Source organism: Microbacterium sp. NIBRBAC000506063 (assembly GCF_017968845.1).
GTDB lineage: Bacteria > Actinomycetota > Actinomycetes > Actinomycetales > Microbacteriaceae > Microbacterium.
Window position 1 is genome coordinate 1,998,997 of sequence record NZ_CP072876.1, and the last position, 16,987, is coordinate 2,015,983.

Sequence of the window (16,987 nt, forward strand, 5' to 3'; positions counted from 1 at the left end):
GAGCCGGAGGAGAGAATCGAGGAGGCGCATCAGGGGACCTGTCGCTGCTGCTCTCCGCGCTCGATCACGCGGGCGCGCTCGCTGAGTCCGACGCCGAGCAGCGGCACCGACTTGATCTTGAACGAGAACAGCACCAGCAGCAGCCAGCCCCACATCATGATCGGCGCGGACTCCGCGATGCCCTGCACGAGCAGCACGATCGTGATGAGCGAGGGGCGAGGGTCAGCGGCGAGAAGGGGCGATCGCCGCGGAGGTCCCACCGCGGACGGTCCACCGCGAAGAACCAGCTGCGCCACAGCAGGCTCGCCCAGATGAACGCCATGAGGACGACCCCGACCCAGCCGAGCTGGAAGAGCACGTCGATCCACATGTTGTGCGCGTGGAACACGGTGATCCCGTGGTCGACGATCCACCCGTGGATCTCGGGCTCGCTGGGGATCCACGGCGTCGAAAAGCCCAGCCCGAACACCGGGCTCGTCGCTGCGCGCTCGAGCACCTGCTGCCAGATCTCGAAGCGGCCGGTGAGGTCGCCGGTGCGGCCGAGGCGCTCCAGGATGGGCCCGCGGAACACGATCGCCGCGGCGGCGAGGACGGCGGTGCCGCCGAGGGCGACGACGTAGAGGCGGGTGCGCGCCCCCGGTCCCGGGGCGCGGCGCATGAGGAGGGCGACGACGAGGGTGATCGCCACGGCGATCGCGGCGGCGTAGATCGTCGCCGATGCCGCGCGCACGAGAAAGTAGGCGGCGACCAGGGTCCAGAGGGCGAGGGTGGTGCGCCAGCGCACCCGGGCGGCGAAGAGCACGCCGAAGACGATGATCGCGACGAGGCACAGCGCCGCGAGCATGTTCGAGTTGCCGACGATCCCCTGGATGCGTCCGCCCTCGATGAGGTTGCCGCGCACCCAGTACCAGTGCGCGTTGACCTCGTCGCCGGGGGCGTCGAAGAAGAACGGGAGGATCGGATGCCGCACGACGAGCGCGACCCACAGTTCGATCGCGACCGAGAGCCCCAGCAGCCACTTCAGCGACGACGCCATGGCCCGCAGGAGCTCCCGCCAGCTGAGCATGTGCGCGATGAAGAGCGCGTGGAGGGTGAGCGAGAGCAGGAGCAGGCCGGTGAGAAGCGTGGCCAGCGGCCAGTGCGACCATGTCACGGAGACGAGGGCGAGCGCGCAGTAGCCGAGGATCGCCCAGGGAAGACGGCGCCATTCCAGAGGCCAGGGCCGGGCGCGCGAGATGGCGGGCACCCAGATGCCGAGCGTGCCCAGGGTGAGGACGGCGAGCACGATGATCGAGCCCGTCATCCCGACGAGGTTGTAGACGGCCGAGTGTCCGAAGGCGACGATCAGGACCACGATCACGTAGGCGCGCAGCATGAGCCGACCCGTCGACTCTCGCTCGGGCGCCGTGGGCGGAGCGGCGGCCTGCTGCCTCGAATGCTGCACCATCGGAATCAGGCTACATCCCGCGAGCGCGGCTCGCCGTAGGCTGAGAGCGTGCTGATCCCCTCTCCAACGCCCCCGCGACTACGCCTGGGGTTCGACGACGCTCCTGGCCGCACTGGAAGGCCGCGCCCCCTCCGATGCGCCCGAGGCGGAGGTGTGGTTCGGCGACCATCCGGCGGATCCGGCCGACGTCGCCGCGGGCGGCACGCTCGCCGACATCACGGGCGGCGAACTGCCGTATCTGCTCAAGCTCCTCGCCGCCGACGCGCCCTGTCGATCCAGGCGCACCCCACCAGGGAGCAGGCGCAGGCCGGTTTCGCGCGCGAGGCGGGGCTGGCATCCGATGATCCGGCGCGCAACTACCGCGACGCCAACCACAAGCCCGAGCTCATCGTGGCGCTGAGCGAGCGCTTCGACGCCCTCGTCGGACTGCGCGAAACCCGCGACACCCTCCGTCTCGTCGACGCCCTCGACGACGCGCCCGGGGTGCGGGCGCTGCGCGCGCACCTCGCGGACGGCGACGACCCGCTGCGGGCGGCGATCCGCTGGGCGCTGGCGGAGGCATCCGACACCGAGGTCGACGATGTGATCGGCGCCGTCGCGACGGCCGTCGTGCCCGAGTTCGCCGGCGCCCTCGACGCCGTGCGGCGTGCGGCGGCGCGCAATCCCGGCGACCGCGGAGTGATCGTGGCGCTGCTGCTGAACCACGTGGTGCTGCGGCCGGGGAGGGCGTGTTCCTCCCCGCCGGCGTGCTGCACGCCTATCAGGGCGGGCTGGGCGTGGAGATCATGGCGGCCAGCGACAACGTGCTGCGCGGCGGGCTCACCGGCAAGCACATCGACGTGCCCGAGCTGCTGTCGATCCTCAACAGCTCGCCGCACGAGGTGCGGGTGCAGCGGCCGCAGGAGGCGGCATCCGAGGTCTCCTACGAGGTGCCTGTATCAGACTTCGCGCTGCGCCGCTTCGAGATAGACTCCTCGCCGGTCGATGTCGCACTGTCGGGCCCGGCGATCCTGCTGGCCACCGCCGGTGACGTCACCGTGGAGTCGGATGCCGGGAGCCTTCCCGTGCCCGTCGGAACCGCGGTGTTCGCGACAGCCGAAGAGAGCCGCGTGCGCCTTTCGGGGCGCGGACAGGTGTTCGTCGCCCAGCCCGGATGATGCCGGCGTGGTGTCGACGACACGCCGTGGCGGCGGGGTGAACCTTCAAGAGTGTCTTGAGGGTTTACGATTCGCGACTTGACCGATACGAATGACAGCGGTGTAATTAGTCCATCACGCGGCCCGCGTGGGGGCTTTGAAGGGTGGAGGACAACATGACGAGCTATCGGTCAGATGTCCCGGGCAACTGGTACGTCGATCCGGTCAACCTCGGTGTACCCGGGGTGCGCCGATTCGACGAGGAAGACGACAACGCCCTCGGCTGGCAGAGCGACGCGCTGTGCGCGCAGACCGACCCCGAGGCGTTCTTCCCCGAGAAGGGCGGATCCACGCGCGACGCCAAGCGCATCTGCACCTCCTGCGAGGTGCGCGACCAGTGCCTGCAGTACGCGCTCGAGAACGACGAGCGCTTCGGCATCTGGGGTGGCCTCTCCGAGCGCGAGCGCCGCAAGCTCAAGCGCGAGGCCAGCTGACGCTTTGCGTCGCCGTCGGCCAGCTCCCGGTCGTTGAGCGAGGAGCGCAGCGACGAGTCGAAACGCGAAGAGTCGCGCGGATACGGCGCGCTGCTTCCCGACCGCGGTATACGTAGTTTCCACGTCCTGGAGAGAGGGAGTCTCGGTGGAGAGCGAAGTTTCACGGGATGGAAAGCGACTCTCTCTCACAATCTCGTATGACGAGATGGTCGTCCTGTTCGATCTCTTGTTCCGCCTAAACTCCGAATCCAGCAAGTTCGAATTGGTGCATGAGGCAGAAGAGAGGATTCTCTGGAACTTGGAGGCGACTCTTGAGACCCACATCAACGAGATTTTCGATCCTGACTTCCAATCGATCATCGACGCCGCGAGAGCTCGTCTCACCGAGAGAACTTCCGACAAGTAGCCCTCAAGAAGAACCAGAGCAGCCCGCCATAGTTCGATCCGAAGATGGGACTGCGGGTGTCAGGTCACATCGTCGGCGTCGGGCCCGAATCAGCGGCATCGTGTGGCGGTGACCTTACGCGACGAGTTTCGCGGAGATGGCGAGTTGTTCCGCGATTTCGGTGTACGTAGTTTCCACATTCTTTGCTTTGTGGTCTTCCCTTGCGGGGTTTTCGTGCAATAGCTTTCGGGGTAGAACTACATGCGGCGAGCGGATGGTCCCTGGCCGGTGGGCGGAGGGGATATTCCGTGGCTGGTATGGGTCGGGGTTTGCTGCGCTGTGCTCGGCGATGGGAACGGCGTTGGCGTTGCTGGTCTCGCTGCTGGTAGTCGCGCCGGCTGCGGCGGTAGAAGAGGCGGCAAGGATCGCGCTGGCGGAAGGTGATGTCACGGTTCTGCCTGCGTTGCCGTCGTCGGCAGCGTCGGATTCGGCCGCGCGCATACCGGTAGGGGATTTTTCGGCGTTGTTGGATCCGGGGGCGGCTGATCTGCCGGCGGCGGCTCCGATGGGTAAGGGGCCGGATACGGCTGATCTTGAGCGGTGGTTGGATTCGGCGTCGGAGTCGGATGTGGCGGAGCGGTCGGAGTACACGACGACGTTCGATCGTGGGGACGGGTCTCTGATTGAGGTGATCTCCGAGTCTCCGGTGAATGCGCAGCGGGCGGATGGGTCGTGGGTGGCGTCGTCGACGCGGCTGAGCAAGTCGTCGTCGGGGTGGGCGGTTGCCGATCACCCGTTGTCGCCGAGTTTCGCGGGCCGGGCGGATGCGGCCAAGGCGTCGACGTTCCGTCGCGACGGGCGGAGGTGTCGTTCTCGCTGCGTTCGGTCGGTGCGGGGAAGGCGTCCACGGGCGCCTCGGAGGCGCGGGGCGTGGTGGACACGCTGACGTTCGAGGGCGTCGCACCGGGTGTCGATGTGGAGCACGTGGTCGAGCCTGGCGGGGTGAAGGAGACAGTGGTCGTTGCCGCGCCGCCTGCGGGCGTGTCTTCGTGGACGTGGGTGCTGCGCGCGGATGGAGTCTCTCCGGTGCTGGACGAGCTTGGCACGGTCAATCTCGTCGACGCCGACAGGGAGATCGTGATGCATATCCGACACCAGTGGCGTGGGATTCCTCTGGGTGGAGGGTGAGTCGTCCCCGGTGCTGATCAACCCGGCTGTGTCGTTGACGGCTGCAGGCAAAGGGGCGTGGGAGTACACGGTCACGGTGGACAGTGCGTGGATGAACGCGAAGGAGCGCGTGTTCCCGGTGTTCGTGGATCCGACGATCAATGCGGGGCCGTCGTATAAGAAGTCTTTCAAGTCTGATGGTGCGGTCTTCATCAATCAGTCGCACGTGGGTAACACCCGCCAGTCGAACAAGAACGTGTACTGGCGGGCCTACGCCCGTTACCCTTACGGCACGTCGACTTCGAACTTCATCGGTGCGGCGCAGGTGGGTATCGCCTATGACGGGCTCGGGGCGACGGGCAGCTTCACCGGGTCGATCCGCCGTGCGACGGACGAGTGTTACACCTGCACGGCGACGGCGAATATCACCACCTACACGCTGGGTCGGGGTCGACGCAAACCTCGGGCAACACCTTCGCGCAGTTCCTGGTGAACCGGGTGAAAGCCGGCGACAAGACTCCGGCGTTGATGTGGCGGGGTGCGGGCGGGTCGGACTATTCGCATAAGCGGGTGTCGACGGCGATGGCGATCCAGTACTGGGGTTATCCCACGGCGACGTTGCAGACCGGAACGGGGACCCCGGCCAATGGGGCGACGGGTGCGTCGTTGACGCCGACGTTGCGGTGGAGCGGCACGGAGGCGCATCCGAACACGAATGTGAAGAACTTCCTGCTGGAAGTGTCGAAGAACTCGAATATGTCGTCCCCGGTGTGGAACAGCGGGTGGACCACGGCGACGACGGCGACGGTGCCGGAAGGCAAGCTGCAGCAGGGCACGAAGTACTACTGGCGGGTGAAGATCCGCGACGGCGGCCACGGGTTCCTGGGCCAGTCGACCGAGAAGATGAGCAGCGTGTGGTCGTTCACGACGAACTACCCGCCGCCCACGCCCCCAGTGGGCTCGGCGTCGCCGGGTTCGACCGGCGCCCCGCAGACGGTGACCACGCTCACCCCGACGCTGCAGGTGGGCGCGGTCACCGACCCGGACAACCGTCCGGCGGGCGCGACGGTGAAGTATGAGTTCAAGATCGCCTCCGGCACGGACGGAAAGTCCGGTGCGGTGATCACCTCACCGCTGCTGACCGCCTCCGGTGGTGTCGTGAAATGGCAGGTCCGGAGGGGACGCTGCGCGATGGCGGCACTTACTCGTGGGTGGTGCAGCCCACTGACGGGTTGAGCAAGAATGTGTACCCGGCGTGGGTGATGAAGATCAAAGTCGATCTGCATCTGGGCGCGACCGGGCCTTCCCCGTTCGATGCGGCGGGACCGGTGACGGTCAACCTCGCCAACGGCAACGCGAACCTCACCTTCCCTCCCCGCTCGTGGAGACCCTCGGAGGTCCGATGGGTCTCTCATTCAGCTACAACTCGCAGGAACGCTCCAATGCGATCCGCGGCATCACCGGGGAGTATTTCTCTGCGCTGGATGCGTTGGGCAATGTGCCCACCTCGGCGGCGGGCTACACCTTCGCGGGGAAGACGCCAGCCTTGGTGCGCACGGACCCGGCGATCTCCTTCGACTGGGGCAACGGCCAGCTGGTCCCTGCACTGCCAGGGGACTACGTGATGGGGCGATGGACGGGCTTTCTCACCGCCCGGCCGGCACCTACCGCTTCGGGGTCCGTCACAACCACGGGGCGCGACTGTGGGTGAACAACACCTCCGTGTTCGAGGAGTGGTCCGTGCTGTCGACGCCCGTGTCGTGGGCGTCATCGACGACAGCGCTTCCCGGCACAGCGGTACCGATCACCATGGAGTACTACGAGCGGGTCGGCGCGGCCTTCCTCGAGCTCTGGGTGCGGGACTCAGCCGGCAACGAGTTCATCGCCCCACCGGACTGGTATACGACGAAGATCCGTACTCTCCCTGCCGGGTGGACGTCTACCAGCCCGATCGCCGGGGCGGGATCCGAATACGTCTCGGCGCAGGTGATGGATAACTCGGTAATCCTCACCGACGCGACCGGTAAGGCGCACACCTGGACGCGCAAGTCCAATGGCGGGTACACGCCTCCGACCGGTGAGTACGGGCACCTCGGTTTCGATGCAGATGGCCGAGTCGTCTTCACCGGCGACGACGGCACTGTATACCAGTTCACGAACGCCGGGAAGCTGGAATCGGCGACCGCCCCCGCTGATGCGGGCAAGCCCGCTACTCCGATCACGAAGTCCGTCAATGGGGTTGTCACCGAGATCCTGGACCCGGTCTCCAAAGACGGCGACACGTATCACCGCAAGGTCACGTTCACCTACGCGAACGGCACCGGCTCGAACTGTCCGACGCTTCCCGGAGCGGGGTATGCCCCGGCCCCGGCGGATATGCTCTGCAAGATCTCCTACCCGGACGGGGCTATTACCAGTCTGCACTTCAACACCGACGGTGACCTCGCGGCGATCCTCGATCCGGGTGAGGAGCTGACCACCTTCGGGTACACGAACGGGCTGCTCACGACGATCCGTGACTCGGTTGCTGCCGATTGGCTGGCCGCGACCGGCAACACCCCGATGCCGCCTCCACTACGCAGATCACCTACGCGACCCCGCAGGTGACCAGCCGGCCAAGGTCGCCACCGTGACCCTGCCCGCCGGCGACGGCACCACCGCCGCCGAACGACCGCGAAAGTCCTACACGTACGCGACCGGGACGACCCATGTGGACGTCCTGGGCCTGGATGTCCCGGCTGGTTCGCATGCGGCCACCGTCACCTATGACGATGCCTGGCGGCAACTGTCGACCACCTCTGCACTGGGGTTGACGGCGACGCAGCAGTGGGCCCCGAACAAGGACCTCGTCCTCTCCGCAGCCGACCCTTGGGGACGGACGAGCACAACGATCTACGACTCGTACACCGACAGGGCGACCGCGTCTTACGGTCCTGCTCCTGGAGAGTGCTTCACCGCCGCGCGCACCCCCGTCGCTGACCCTGAGGGCACTGCGGGGTGTGGGATCCGTCCGGCGCACACCACCACCAGCTACGACACGGGCCTGACCGGGCTGCACGCGGCCTACTATGCGAACAAGACTCTCGCCGGGCAACCGAAACTGCTCAACCTCGGTTTGGTGGGCGTATCCGGCGGCGCGGTGAACAAGGACTGGGCCTCGGCCGCCCCCGCACCCGGGATCCCCGCCAACGCCTGGTCGCTGCGTCTGACCGGACGTGTCTCCTTCCCTGCCGCGGGTACCTACAAGTTCATCGTCAACAGCGACGACGGCGCCCGCGTCTGGGTCGATGACACCCTCGTCGTCGACAGATGGGAGACCGGGGCCGGTGAATCCGGCGACTTCGCCCTGACCGTAACAGCCGGTGATTCCAAACGCATCCGGGTGGAGTACTTCGACGACACCGGCGCCGCGAAACTCCAGCTGAAGTGGATCGCCCCCGGCTCCTCCACCGCGGTAGTGATCCCCGGTGCACGCTTCACCCCCGACTACGGTGTCACCACCACCACGACCGCGCACGATTCCGCAGCTGGCGCCCCGGAAGTCACTGACGCACTCGTCCCGGACCTGACCACATCGTTCAGCTACACCCACCCCTGGCTAGGGGCGGCCACCTCGTCCACGATCGACCCGTCGACACTCGCGCTGATCACCGCTGTCAGCTATGAGGCACCCGACGACGCGAACGGCTGGCTGCGCCGCACCAGCCGTACGCTGCCTGCCGGCACCGTCACCGGCGCACCATCGACGGCGAAGACTACCTACGCCTACTACGGCGACCTCGAAACCGCCCCGACCGTCTGCGGGATCCCCGCAGGCACACGGCAATACGGGGCACTGAAATCCGTGACCGGGCCCACCCCCGACTCCGGAGCACCGGTGGCGACCTCCTTCGCCTACGACAGCTGGGGCCGCACCGTCGCCACCCGCGTCAACAACGAAGACTGGTCCTGCACCAGCTACGATGATCGCGGCCGGGTGACAGAACACACCACTCCCGCATACGGCAATTCCCTGGCGCGCACCACGACGTCCGGATATGACATGGTGGCCCAAGGCGTCCAGATCACTGTCGCCGACGATGCTGTGGCCGGCTCGCCCAACGGATCGACGATCACAACGGTCACCGACCTGCTGGGGCGTGCCCTGTCGTACACGGACGTGTGGGACACCGTCACCACGCACGAGTACGAATCGCTGACCGGACGCCTGCTGTCCTCGACGACAACACCCGAGGGCGGGTCTGGGTCGGTGACCGAGTACGACTACGACGCGGACGGAAAAATCACCCTGGTCACCCTGGATGGCCAGCCGATCGCGACCCCGAACTACACGACACAGCAAGAACTCGCCTCGGTGACCTATCGCGGCGGGTCAGCACTCGAAGGCATCACCCGCGACGGCGCCGGGCGAGTGACCGGACAAGAATGGTCATTCCCGGGCGCCGACACGATCACCGACGCAGTCGTGCGGGCCCAGTCAGGCCGAGTGGTGCAACACACCACGATCCGCGACGAAGACACCTACACCTCCACGTACGGATACGATGCGGCCGGCAGGCTGACCTCCGCAGTCATCCCCGGACACGAACTCAGCTACGAGTTCGCCGACACCGGCAGCTGCGGACCGAACACCGCCGCGGGAGCCTCAGGCAACCGCACCAAGCTCGTAGACGTCTACACACAGCCAGGCGAAGACCCGATCACGACAACGACCGACTACTGCTACGACTGGGCCGACCGGCTCCTGTCCACCTCGGTGACCAACCCCATCACCGGCGCACACGACGTCGCCGACGGACTGGACGCCACCGATATCGTCTACGACACTCGCGGCAACATCACCACCCTCGGCGGCATGACCTTCACCTACGACGGCAACAACCGGCACGCCTCCACCACCCACGCAGATAGCACCGTCGTCACGAACGTGCGCGACGCGACCGGACGGATTGTCGCGCGCACCGTGGACCCAGCAGGAGCAGACCCCGCCGTAGAGACCCGACACTTATATGTCGGTGGCGGGGACGTGCCGTGGGCGGTGGAGAAGGACGGCGTCCTCTCTAAGACCATGGGACTGCCTGGCGGAGTGAGCGTGACCTTCACCGGGGCAACTGCCGAGTACGCCTACCCTTCACTGTTGGGACACACCCTCACCACCGGGAACGGCACCACAACCGCCGCCGGTATCGGCCTGTTCGACCCATTCGGGCAACGCCTGGACCCGACAACCCTCGCAATCGGCACAGCCGCATCCGATGGCCAGACCGATGAGCAGGATCGCACTGGATGGCACCAGGTAGGACTCAAAACCACCGACACGGCAGGGGGCGTCGCCGTCACCGAAATGGGCGCCAGACTCTACGTCTCCGCACTGGGCAGATTCCTGCAGATCGACCCGATCGATGGCGCCAGCGAGAATGACTACATTTGGCCGAGTGATCCTATTGGAGGACATGACCTAAGCGGCGAGATACCCGCGTTCCAGCGTGATGGTGGCGGGCACAGCGCCAAAGGTGGCGGACGCGGCTCCGGAACTGGAAGTGCAACCGTCGGCTTCGGTTCTCCTGGAGGAGGTGCTGGTGTACGCCCGAAGGCTGTTGTTCCAGTACTTCCGGACACTACACAAGGATCGGCGAAGAAGATTCCTCGTGCTGTCCCGACGAAGTATCGGGAGAACAGGACCTATATCGTGTACGAGATCTTCCCAAGAGTCACTCTCGATACCTGGAAATACGGGATCACCAGCGCTGAACCGTTGACTAAACGACCCGCGAGCCAGGTTGCGGCCTGTAGCGCGCACTTTGGTGAATCGTGTGACTGGGTTGAGCGTCATCGCACGGTCGGCTACTACAACGCGCGATTTGTCGAGTACTCTTTAATCTCTGCGTACGCTGCACAGCATGGACAATGTCCGCCCGGTCAACCTAGTTGCAAGTGACAGGAGCGGACATGTTGTCGTGGGATGAGGTTTCAAAACGCGCAGCGGAACAGTTGCGTCTTGGTCAGCTCCAGGCACATGGTTTTCAGGGTGGGCGAGTCTCTCATGGGTGGACGGAGCGTGTGGTGTTTCGTACGGGTCGCCGCTTCTACGAGACGCTGAGATATCAACCATCGCCGGATGAGGGAATCGATGTATCCGAAGCGGTAGGTGAAGCGGTCGTGGTGTCGGTCACGCCATTCGACATAGAATCGGAACAAGGTCCAGTCATTGTCAGTGATCGCGTCCTACCTGGTCGGCCCAATGATCCGCAGAAGTGGATTGACAGTGTGATCGCATCGGCGATTCCTAAAAAGCGGAAGCGGAAAGCAGGGTCGTCACCGCCGATGCCGGATGAGGCGTTCTGGGCGTACATCTCCGTCCTGGGCGGAACGGTGACCCTAGTCGGGTAGGAGAGCTATACAAGAAACTCGACTCACAGCCGCCCGCGGTGCGTAGCGCTTTCGCGCAAACGCTCGTCACCAAGCTAGAAGCGTTGAACCATCCGGAGAACACCGTGCGCCTAGGAGAAGGGGATACGGCGTTCATTAGCGAAGATGCGTCTCTGTACTACCGTTGCGAGATCATCGCCGCCGGTCCCCAGCTTTATAAGCAGAGGTTGGTCGAACCTCGTCTGGGCACCGGCTTGGATGGCACCAATGGGGAAGCTCTATTGCGTCTTCTGGAACTGGGTGATTCTGATGACTCCTCAAGCAAGATCGATGACCTCGAGTTCAGCACGGACACCACAGTGCGGGAGATTGCCCCGGATGCAGTGGCATCTGAAGGGTCTTTCGAATGGTCCTGCGGTCCGTTTTCCTACGAGACTCAGATGATGCGGTTACGCCTCCACACTCCAATCCCACAGTCGCTACATTCCTTTGTTGCGTATGCAAGCCACAAAGATTGCGTTCGAGAGATTATGGGATGTCTAATGGCGCCGTCGTTTGCTGTGACGTTGTCCGAGGTCTCAGCGTTCCTTGCCCCTCGTGTAAGTGATGGATTTGTGCTATATCCGAAACTGCTCTTGAGGCGCCCCGGTGTAGACGGAATCACCCGTGGGATAGGAATGGTCGACATCGACCGGAGAGGTAACTGGACCGTCGATGAATACATCGCGACCTTCATCGAAGGTGTTCGTCTGCCATGAGATAGTGAGATAGAGAGACTCATTACAATACGAGGGTATTAAGTCGAGCTATGCAATTGCATGTCCGTAGTCGTGTCTGCTGTTCAGGGACAGCGGCTCGCACTGAGAACCGCACCTCGCAGTGAACGAACTATCAGTTTGCTGTCGGTGTATATTTTCAAGCGTTGAAAGTGGGAGCGGAGGGGGTGGGAGGTTCTTGCTTAGATGAAGCGGTTTCTTCGCGGATTCGTGAAACTAGCAGGTGTACCAATCGCATTCTGTGCGATTGTAATTCTTCTGCTGAATGATGGTCCGCTGATATCAAAAATTGCAGCCATAGTTGGCGGAACGCTTATTGTTTTCCTAGCGTTTTCTTCTATGTGGTGAATTAGATTACGACAAGATAGCCGCAACAATGTTGGTGGGCAAATGTACGGAGAATTAGATCAGGATGAAGGATCGAACTCGATAGACGCTGAGTATGACGAGGGACAAGACCAAACGGAAGGTGAACAAGGAGCGCCTTGACGGGTTAGACCGTGATCCGATGTCGTGCGTGGAACACTTTATGAGTCCACGGAATCTAACTCGGGCTTTGGAAGCCGTGTTCCGGACCCGCTGCGCGCCTGCGCGCGGCCGGTGGGAGGCTCGCCTAGGCTGACCACGTCATGCCACTTCGAGTTCACGCGGTCGTCGTCACGCGGCACGGCGCGACCTCTCATGCACAGCTGCTGCGCGTGCTCGAAGCGCTGAACGCCCAGACGTGCCCGGCGGAGGCGGTGACCCTCGTCGTCTGCGGCGACGCCGAATCCGCACGCGGAAGCGAGCTGGTCGCGGCATCCGTCGAGGGGATCATCCAGACCCGCTCCGGCGACTCCTTCGCCCACGCGGCCTCGCTGGCCTTCCGCCGCATCCCCGACGACAGCGCGATCTGGCTGCTCGACCACGACACCGTGCCCGATCCCGAGGCGCTCGCCCACCTGGCCGGGGCGCTGGAGCGCTCGCCCATGGCGGCCGTGGCCGCGCCCAAGGTGCTCGGCGACTCCGAGCCGCCCGAGATCGTCTCGCTCGGGGTGACCATGACCCGGTTCGGCAGCAGCGTGGAGCTGGCGGCCGGCGAGATCGACCAGGGGCAGCAGGACGGCGTCGAAGACGCCCTGGGCGCCGACATCCGCGGAATGCTCCTGCGCGCCGAGCTGCGCGAGACGCTCACACCCGACCCGCCCTCGGCGTGGCCGACCAGGGCCTCGATCTCGGCGTGCGCGCACGACTGGCCGGTGGTCGGCTCGTCCTGAACCCCGCCGCCCGCGTCACGGTCACCGGCACCGGACCCGCCGCGGTCCCCACGCGCGCCTCTGCCCACGCCTACGCCGTCCGCCGGGCGCAGCTGCACCGCCGGCTCGTCTACGCTCCCGCGCCCGTCGTGCCGCTGCACTGGTTGAGCCTGCTGCCGCTCGCCCTGTGGCGCTCACTCGTCCAGCTCGTCGGCAAGCGGCCCGCCGCCGTGCTGCCCGAGTGGGCGGCGGCGGTCGCGGCCGCCGTGCACCTGCCCTCGGTCGCCAAGGCCCGAGCGCGCCTGCGGACGTCGCGGCGCGCGGGGTGGGCGAGCGTCGAGCCGCTGCGGGTGAGCGGATCCGAGCTGCGCCGGCGCCTCGACGACGGGCACGGCAGCGAGCAGGGCGCCGTGAGCGAGCTGCGCTTCTTCTCCGGCGGGGGAGCGTGGGCCGTTCTCGCCGCCCTCGTGGTCGGCATCGCCTCCTTCGTCTCGCTGCTGGCCTGGCCGGCGATCGGCGGCGGCGGCCTGCTGCCGCTGCGGACGACGGTCGCCGCCCTCTGGCGCGACGCGGGCTGGGGACAGCGCGGACTCGGCGTCGACGTCATCGGGCCCGCCGACCCTTTCGCCGGGGTGATCGCCGTGCTGGGCACCCTCTGGCCGGCCGCTCCGTCCTACTCCCTCGTGCTGCTGTGGCTGCTCGCCCTTCCCTTCGCCGTGCTCGGCGGCTGGTTCGCTGCCACGCGCGTGACCGATCGTTCCGGGCTGCGCATCCTCGGTGGCCTGCTGTGGGCGCTCGCGCCCACTTTCCTCACCGCCCTCACCGACGGCCGCCCGGCGGCGGTCATCGCGCATCTTCTCCTGCCGTGGCTCTTCCACGCCGCATCCGTCGCGCACCGTTCCTGGGGCGCCGCCGGGGCCGCCTCGCTCCTCCTCGTGGGCGTCGTCGCCTGCGCGCCCTCCCTCGCCCCGCACTGGCGCTGCTGTGGGCGCTCGCGCTCATCCTCGCCCTCGCCCATCGCCTCGGGCACGGCGCCGTGCGCCTGGTCTGGGTGCCGATCCCCACCGCCGTCGTCTTCGCGCCGCTGATCTGGTGGCAGGCGCAGCGGGGGAACGTCTGGGCGCTCCTGGCCGACCCCGGTCTCGTGTGGGACGGGCCCCAGTTGGGGGCGGATGCCGCCGGTCGCGGCCTCCTGGCCACGGGGTTCCCGAGCCCCGACCTCGCCGGCTGGACAGGACTGATCGGCGATCAGGCCGTATGGGCACCGCTCCTGCTGGCCCCGGTCGCGGTGCTTGCGCTCGCCGCCGCGGTGTCGCCGCGCTGGCGCGTCGGCATCGCCCTTCTCGTCGTCACGGCGACAGGGCTCGCGACCGCCTTCCTCGCGGTCGGTGTCTTCGTGGCCTTCGTGCAGGGCGCACCGGTGGCGATCTGGCCCGGAACCGGGCTCAGCCTCGCCTGGATCGGCCTCGCCGGCGCCGCACTCGTCACCCTCGACACGGCCCTTCCGCTGCGGCAGCTGCGCGCCCTGGCCGCACTCGTCGCGGGTCTTGCCGTGATCGCCTGTGCGGCACCCGCGCTCACGGCTCTCGCCCGCGACGCCACGCACCTCACCAACGGGCCGATCAGCACCCTCCCCGCCTACGTCGCCGCCGATGCGCGCGGCGACCTGCCCCGCGCCACACTCGTGCTGACGCCGCTCGGCGCGAATGAGCTCTCCGCCCGCACCGTGTGGGGTTCCAGCGAGACGCTCGGCGCCCAGACGACAATGGTGACCACCGCGACCAGGCCCGTCGGCACCGATATCTCGGAGCTCGCTGTCGCCCTCGTCTCGCCGCGGGCCTTCGAGGTCGCCGAGGAGCTGTCGGAGCACGGCATCCGCTACGTGCTCGTCTCGGAAGGCGCCGAGGAATCGGCCGGCGCACGCGAACTGCGCCTGGCCGCGATCAGCGCGCTCAACCAGCGCGCCGGACTCGTGAAGGTCGGCGAGACCGACAAGGGAACGCTGTGGCGCACCGCCGGCGACACCGGCGAGACGACTCTCACGGCCGGGCAGGAGCGCATGGCCGGGCAGATCTTCGGCGTCACCTTCGCCGTGCTGCTGGCGGGGCTGCTGCTGGCGCTGCCCACGCGCGCCTCACGGCGGGCGGCCCGCTCCCGTTCGCGCGTCGTCGGAGCGACAGGGGAGGAGCGATGAACACCGACTCCACACCCGTCCGCCCGTCGCTGCGTCTCGTGGCCACAGGATCCCGCCTGGCGGTCGGCATCGCCGTCGCCGGCGCTCTCGTCGTCGGCACTCTCCTCGGCGTGCCCGCGGCTCTCCCCGGGGTGCAGGCGACGGCGGCCCGCACCGTCGTGACGCCCGATGCCGGTGACACACTGCTCGTCTGCAGCGGGCCGTTCCTCGCACTCGGACGCGATGCCTCCGACGCACTGCAGATGCAGGCGGCCGGCACGGCGCGCTTCACCGTCGGCAGCGACGGCGAGCAGCCGGAGCGCACCGAGCTCGCCGTTCCCGATGTCGTCGGCGCCGCCGCGACACCCGTCTACACGGTCACGGCCGACGACGGCCCGGTGCCTCTCATCGACGCCGCCCAGTCGCTCCGGCTGCGAGACGACGATCTGACCGGGTACGCCGCCTCGGCATGCCGTCCGCCCAGCATGCAGGCCTGGCTGGTGGGAGGTGCGGCATCCGTCGGCACAAGCGACGTGCTCACGCTCGCCAACCCGGGCGAGGTCCCGTCGACCGTGACGGTGACGACGTTCGGAGACACGGATGCCACGGGGCGCACGCTCGTCGTCCCGGCGTTCACGCAGATCGCGGTGCCGCTGGCATCGGCGGCGATCGGTGCGAGCGCTCCGGTCGTGCATGTCAGCGCGGACGGCGCCCCCGTGCGCGCCGCGCTGCAGTCCAGCCTCGTGCGCACCCTCGACCCGGGCGGGATCGACCTGCAGGACGATGCCGGGCACCCCGACACCGACCTCGTCGTCGCCGGCGTGCAGGTCGTCGGCCCCCGCTCCGGCCAGGCCGTCGCGAGCGTGCGGCTCATGGCGCCCGACGCCGACACCGCGGCGCGGGTGAGCATACGCCTCGCGGGCAGCGGGGTGGATGCCGCGCAGCCTCAGGAGGTGTCGCTCGCCGCCGGCGTGCCGGTCGAGATCGACTTCCCCGAGCTGCCGGTCGGCGTGTACAGCGTGCACGTGACCGCGGGCGAGCCGGTCGTCGCGGCGGTCTGGCAGACCTCGGGCTTCCACCCGGGCTCCGACTTCGCGTGGATGACCCCGGCGCCCGAGATCGACGGCCGGGTGATGACGACCGTGCCCGCCGGCGTCGCGACGCGCCTGCACATCGTCGGCGACGACGTCGTGGATCGCACGGTCACGATCACGGATCTGCGGTCGCAGGTCGTCCGCGAGATCAGCGTGCCCGCGGGCTCCTCGACGCTCGTGTCGCTGCGGAACGCGGCGAGCTACGCCGTGGAATCGGATGCTGGCATCCATGCCGCCGTCGTCATGGGCGGCGTCGACGCCCTCGCAGGCTGGCCGCTGTGGCCGGCATCCGGGCAGCCGGAACCTCTCGTCGTCTATCCCTGAGGATCTTTCTCAGGCGCGACCGCGCGCTCAGTGCCCGTGGTCGTCGAGCTCCCACGGCTCGCGGCCGACGTATTCGGCGGCGGCGCGGAAGGTCGCGCTCTCGATCGCCATGCGGCGGTGCAGGGCGTCATCGTGGCCGGGCACGAGCAGGCGTTCGATCGGCACGCGGAACAGCACGATGCGGCCGCGCGCGTGATCGAGGTGCCACATGGGGATGCCCTCTTCGGAGTCGGCCATGGGCATGCCCGCGACCTCCAGGCGCACCGCGCGCAGCTCCGGCCAGGCGCCGCGGAGGAACTCCATCGCGGTCGCCGCGACCACGTCGAAGCGCTCGATCCGGCCGTCGAGCGGCGGCAGCGGCGGGCGCACGACCGGGCTGCGCCCGAC

General features: G+C 67.2%; 18 protein-coding genes and 1 pseudogene. 16 read left to right on the forward strand and 3 right to left on the reverse strand.

The annotated features are described in order from the left end of the window. Window positions 1–29: 29 nt before the first annotated feature. Window positions 30–197 carry a hypothetical protein gene (locus tag KAE78_RS11320; RefSeq protein ID WP_223170904.1) on the reverse strand — a complete coding sequence of 56 codons (168 nt, stop codon included), beginning with the start codon at window positions 195–197 and terminating at the stop codon, window positions 30–32. Continuing rightward, entirely contained in the window at window positions 155–1,375 is a 1,221-nt protein-coding gene (locus KAE78_RS11325) for an O-antigen ligase family protein (protein ID WP_223170905.1), read from the reverse strand. Before KAE78_RS11325 ends, KAE78_RS11320 begins: the two co-directional genes overlap by 43 nt. A 225-nt stretch (window positions 1,376–1,600) precedes the next feature. On the opposite strand from KAE78_RS11325, the pseudogene KAE78_RS18810 reads away from it, so the two are divergent. The 16 genes and pseudogenes from KAE78_RS18810 to KAE78_RS11400 form a co-directional block, all read left to right on the forward strand. Next, a pseudogene (locus tag KAE78_RS18810) lies at window positions 1,601–1,819 on the forward strand (hypothetical protein); the annotation flags it as partial. Between the two features lie 356 nt (window positions 1,820–2,175). Further along, the gene (locus KAE78_RS18815) at window positions 2,176–2,604 is read left to right on the forward strand and encodes a hypothetical protein (RefSeq protein WP_317451932.1); all 429 of its coding nucleotides are present in this window, start codon (window positions 2,176–2,178) and stop codon (window positions 2,602–2,604) included. A gap of 155 nt (window positions 2,605–2,759) precedes the next feature. Then, complete coding sequence (locus KAE78_RS11335; RefSeq protein ID WP_223170906.1) at window positions 2,760–3,077, forward strand: WhiB family transcriptional regulator; 318 nt, start codon at window positions 2,760–2,762, stop codon at window positions 3,075–3,077. Window positions 3,078–3,222: 145 nt separating this feature from the next. Beyond that, complete coding sequence (locus KAE78_RS11340) at window positions 3,223–3,483, forward strand: hypothetical protein (protein WP_223170907.1); 261 nt, start codon at window positions 3,223–3,225, stop codon at window positions 3,481–3,483. Window positions 3,484–4,194: 711 nt separating this feature from the next. After that, the gene (locus KAE78_RS11345) at window positions 4,195–4,650 is read left to right on the forward strand and encodes a hypothetical protein (protein WP_223170908.1); all 456 of its coding nucleotides are present in this window, start codon (window positions 4,195–4,197) and stop codon (window positions 4,648–4,650) included. Beyond that, window positions 4,625–5,122 carry a hypothetical protein gene (locus KAE78_RS11350; RefSeq protein WP_223170909.1) on the forward strand — a complete coding sequence of 166 codons (498 nt, stop codon included), beginning with the start codon at window positions 4,625–4,627 and terminating at the stop codon, window positions 5,120–5,122. Before KAE78_RS11345 ends, KAE78_RS11350 begins: the two co-directional genes overlap by 26 nt. Continuing rightward, on the forward strand, window positions 5,119–5,865 hold the full coding sequence (locus tag KAE78_RS11355; RefSeq protein WP_223170910.1) for a hypothetical protein: 747 nt from the start codon (window positions 5,119–5,121) through the stop codon (window positions 5,863–5,865). Before KAE78_RS11350 ends, KAE78_RS11355 begins: the two co-directional genes overlap by 4 nt. 166 nt (window positions 5,866–6,031) lie before the next feature. Further along, on the forward strand, window positions 6,032–6,340 hold the full coding sequence (locus KAE78_RS11360) for a hypothetical protein (protein ID WP_223172522.1): 309 nt from the start codon (window positions 6,032–6,034) through the stop codon (window positions 6,338–6,340). Then, window positions 6,337–7,236 carry a hypothetical protein gene (locus KAE78_RS11365; protein WP_262927647.1) on the forward strand — a complete coding sequence of 300 codons (900 nt, stop codon included), beginning with the start codon at window positions 6,337–6,339 and terminating at the stop codon, window positions 7,234–7,236. The genes KAE78_RS11360 and KAE78_RS11365 overlap by 4 nt, the downstream gene beginning before the upstream one ends. A 22-nt stretch (window positions 7,237–7,258) precedes the next feature. Continuing rightward, a complete protein-coding gene (locus KAE78_RS11370) occupies window positions 7,259–10,567 on the forward strand; it encodes a PA14 domain-containing protein (protein WP_223170912.1) in 3,309 nt (1,102 codons plus the stop codon). Between the two features lie 11 nt (window positions 10,568–10,578). Further along, window positions 10,579–11,019 (forward strand): hypothetical protein, encoded by a 441-nt coding sequence (locus KAE78_RS11375; protein ID WP_223170913.1) that lies wholly within the window; start codon window positions 10,579–10,581, stop codon window positions 11,017–11,019. A 38-nt stretch (window positions 11,020–11,057) separates the two neighbouring features. Then, on the forward strand, window positions 11,058–11,756 hold the full coding sequence (locus tag KAE78_RS11380; protein WP_223170914.1) for a hypothetical protein: 699 nt from the start codon (window positions 11,058–11,060) through the stop codon (window positions 11,754–11,756). A gap of 647 nt (window positions 11,757–12,403) precedes the next feature. Next, the gene (locus KAE78_RS11385) at window positions 12,404–13,030 is read left to right on the forward strand and encodes a glycosyltransferase family 2 protein (protein ID WP_223170915.1); all 627 of its coding nucleotides are present in this window, start codon (window positions 12,404–12,406) and stop codon (window positions 13,028–13,030) included. Beyond that, window positions 12,967–14,097 carry a hypothetical protein gene (locus KAE78_RS11390; RefSeq protein ID WP_223170916.1) on the forward strand — a complete coding sequence of 377 codons (1,131 nt, stop codon included), beginning with the start codon at window positions 12,967–12,969 and terminating at the stop codon, window positions 14,095–14,097. Before KAE78_RS11385 ends, KAE78_RS11390 begins: the two co-directional genes overlap by 64 nt. After that, a complete protein-coding gene (locus KAE78_RS11395) occupies window positions 14,046–15,203 on the forward strand; it encodes a hypothetical protein (RefSeq protein WP_223170917.1) in 1,158 nt (385 codons plus the stop codon). Before KAE78_RS11390 ends, KAE78_RS11395 begins: the two co-directional genes overlap by 52 nt. Then, the gene (locus KAE78_RS11400) at window positions 15,200–16,600 is read left to right on the forward strand and encodes a DUF5719 family protein (protein ID WP_223170918.1); all 1,401 of its coding nucleotides are present in this window, start codon (window positions 15,200–15,202) and stop codon (window positions 16,598–16,600) included. The genes KAE78_RS11395 and KAE78_RS11400 overlap by 4 nt, the downstream gene beginning before the upstream one ends. A gap of 27 nt (window positions 16,601–16,627) precedes the next feature. On the opposite strand, the gene KAE78_RS11405 is transcribed toward KAE78_RS11400, so the two are convergent. After that, window positions 16,628–16,969, reverse strand: a complete 342-nt coding sequence (locus KAE78_RS11405) for a hypothetical protein (RefSeq protein ID WP_223170919.1) — start codon at window positions 16,967–16,969, stop codon at window positions 16,628–16,630. Window positions 16,970–16,987 lie beyond the last annotated feature (18 nt).

What these genes read in the sequence shown, in the direction of transcription:
- KAE78_RS11325 (WP_223170905.1), bottom strand. Translation starts at nt 1,375, where the DNA reads ATGCTGCGCGCCTACGTGATCGTGGTCCTGATCGTCGCCTTCGGACAC.
- KAE78_RS11335 (WP_223170906.1), top strand. Translation starts at nt 2,760, where the DNA reads ATGACGAGCTATCGGTCAGATGTCCCGGGCAACTGGTACGTCGATCCG.
- KAE78_RS11360 (WP_223172522.1), top strand. Translation starts at nt 6,032, where the DNA reads ATGGGTCTCTCATTCAGCTACAACTCGCAGGAACGCTCCAATGCGATC.
- KAE78_RS11375 (WP_223170913.1), top strand. Translation starts at nt 10,579, where the DNA reads ATGTTGTCGTGGGATGAGGTTTCAAAACGCGCAGCGGAACAGTTGCGT.
- KAE78_RS11385 (WP_223170915.1), top strand. Translation starts at nt 12,404, where the DNA reads ATGCCACTTCGAGTTCACGCGGTCGTCGTCACGCGGCACGGCGCGACC.
- KAE78_RS11400 (WP_223170918.1), top strand. Translation starts at nt 15,200, where the DNA reads ATGAACACCGACTCCACACCCGTCCGCCCGTCGCTGCGTCTCGTGGCC.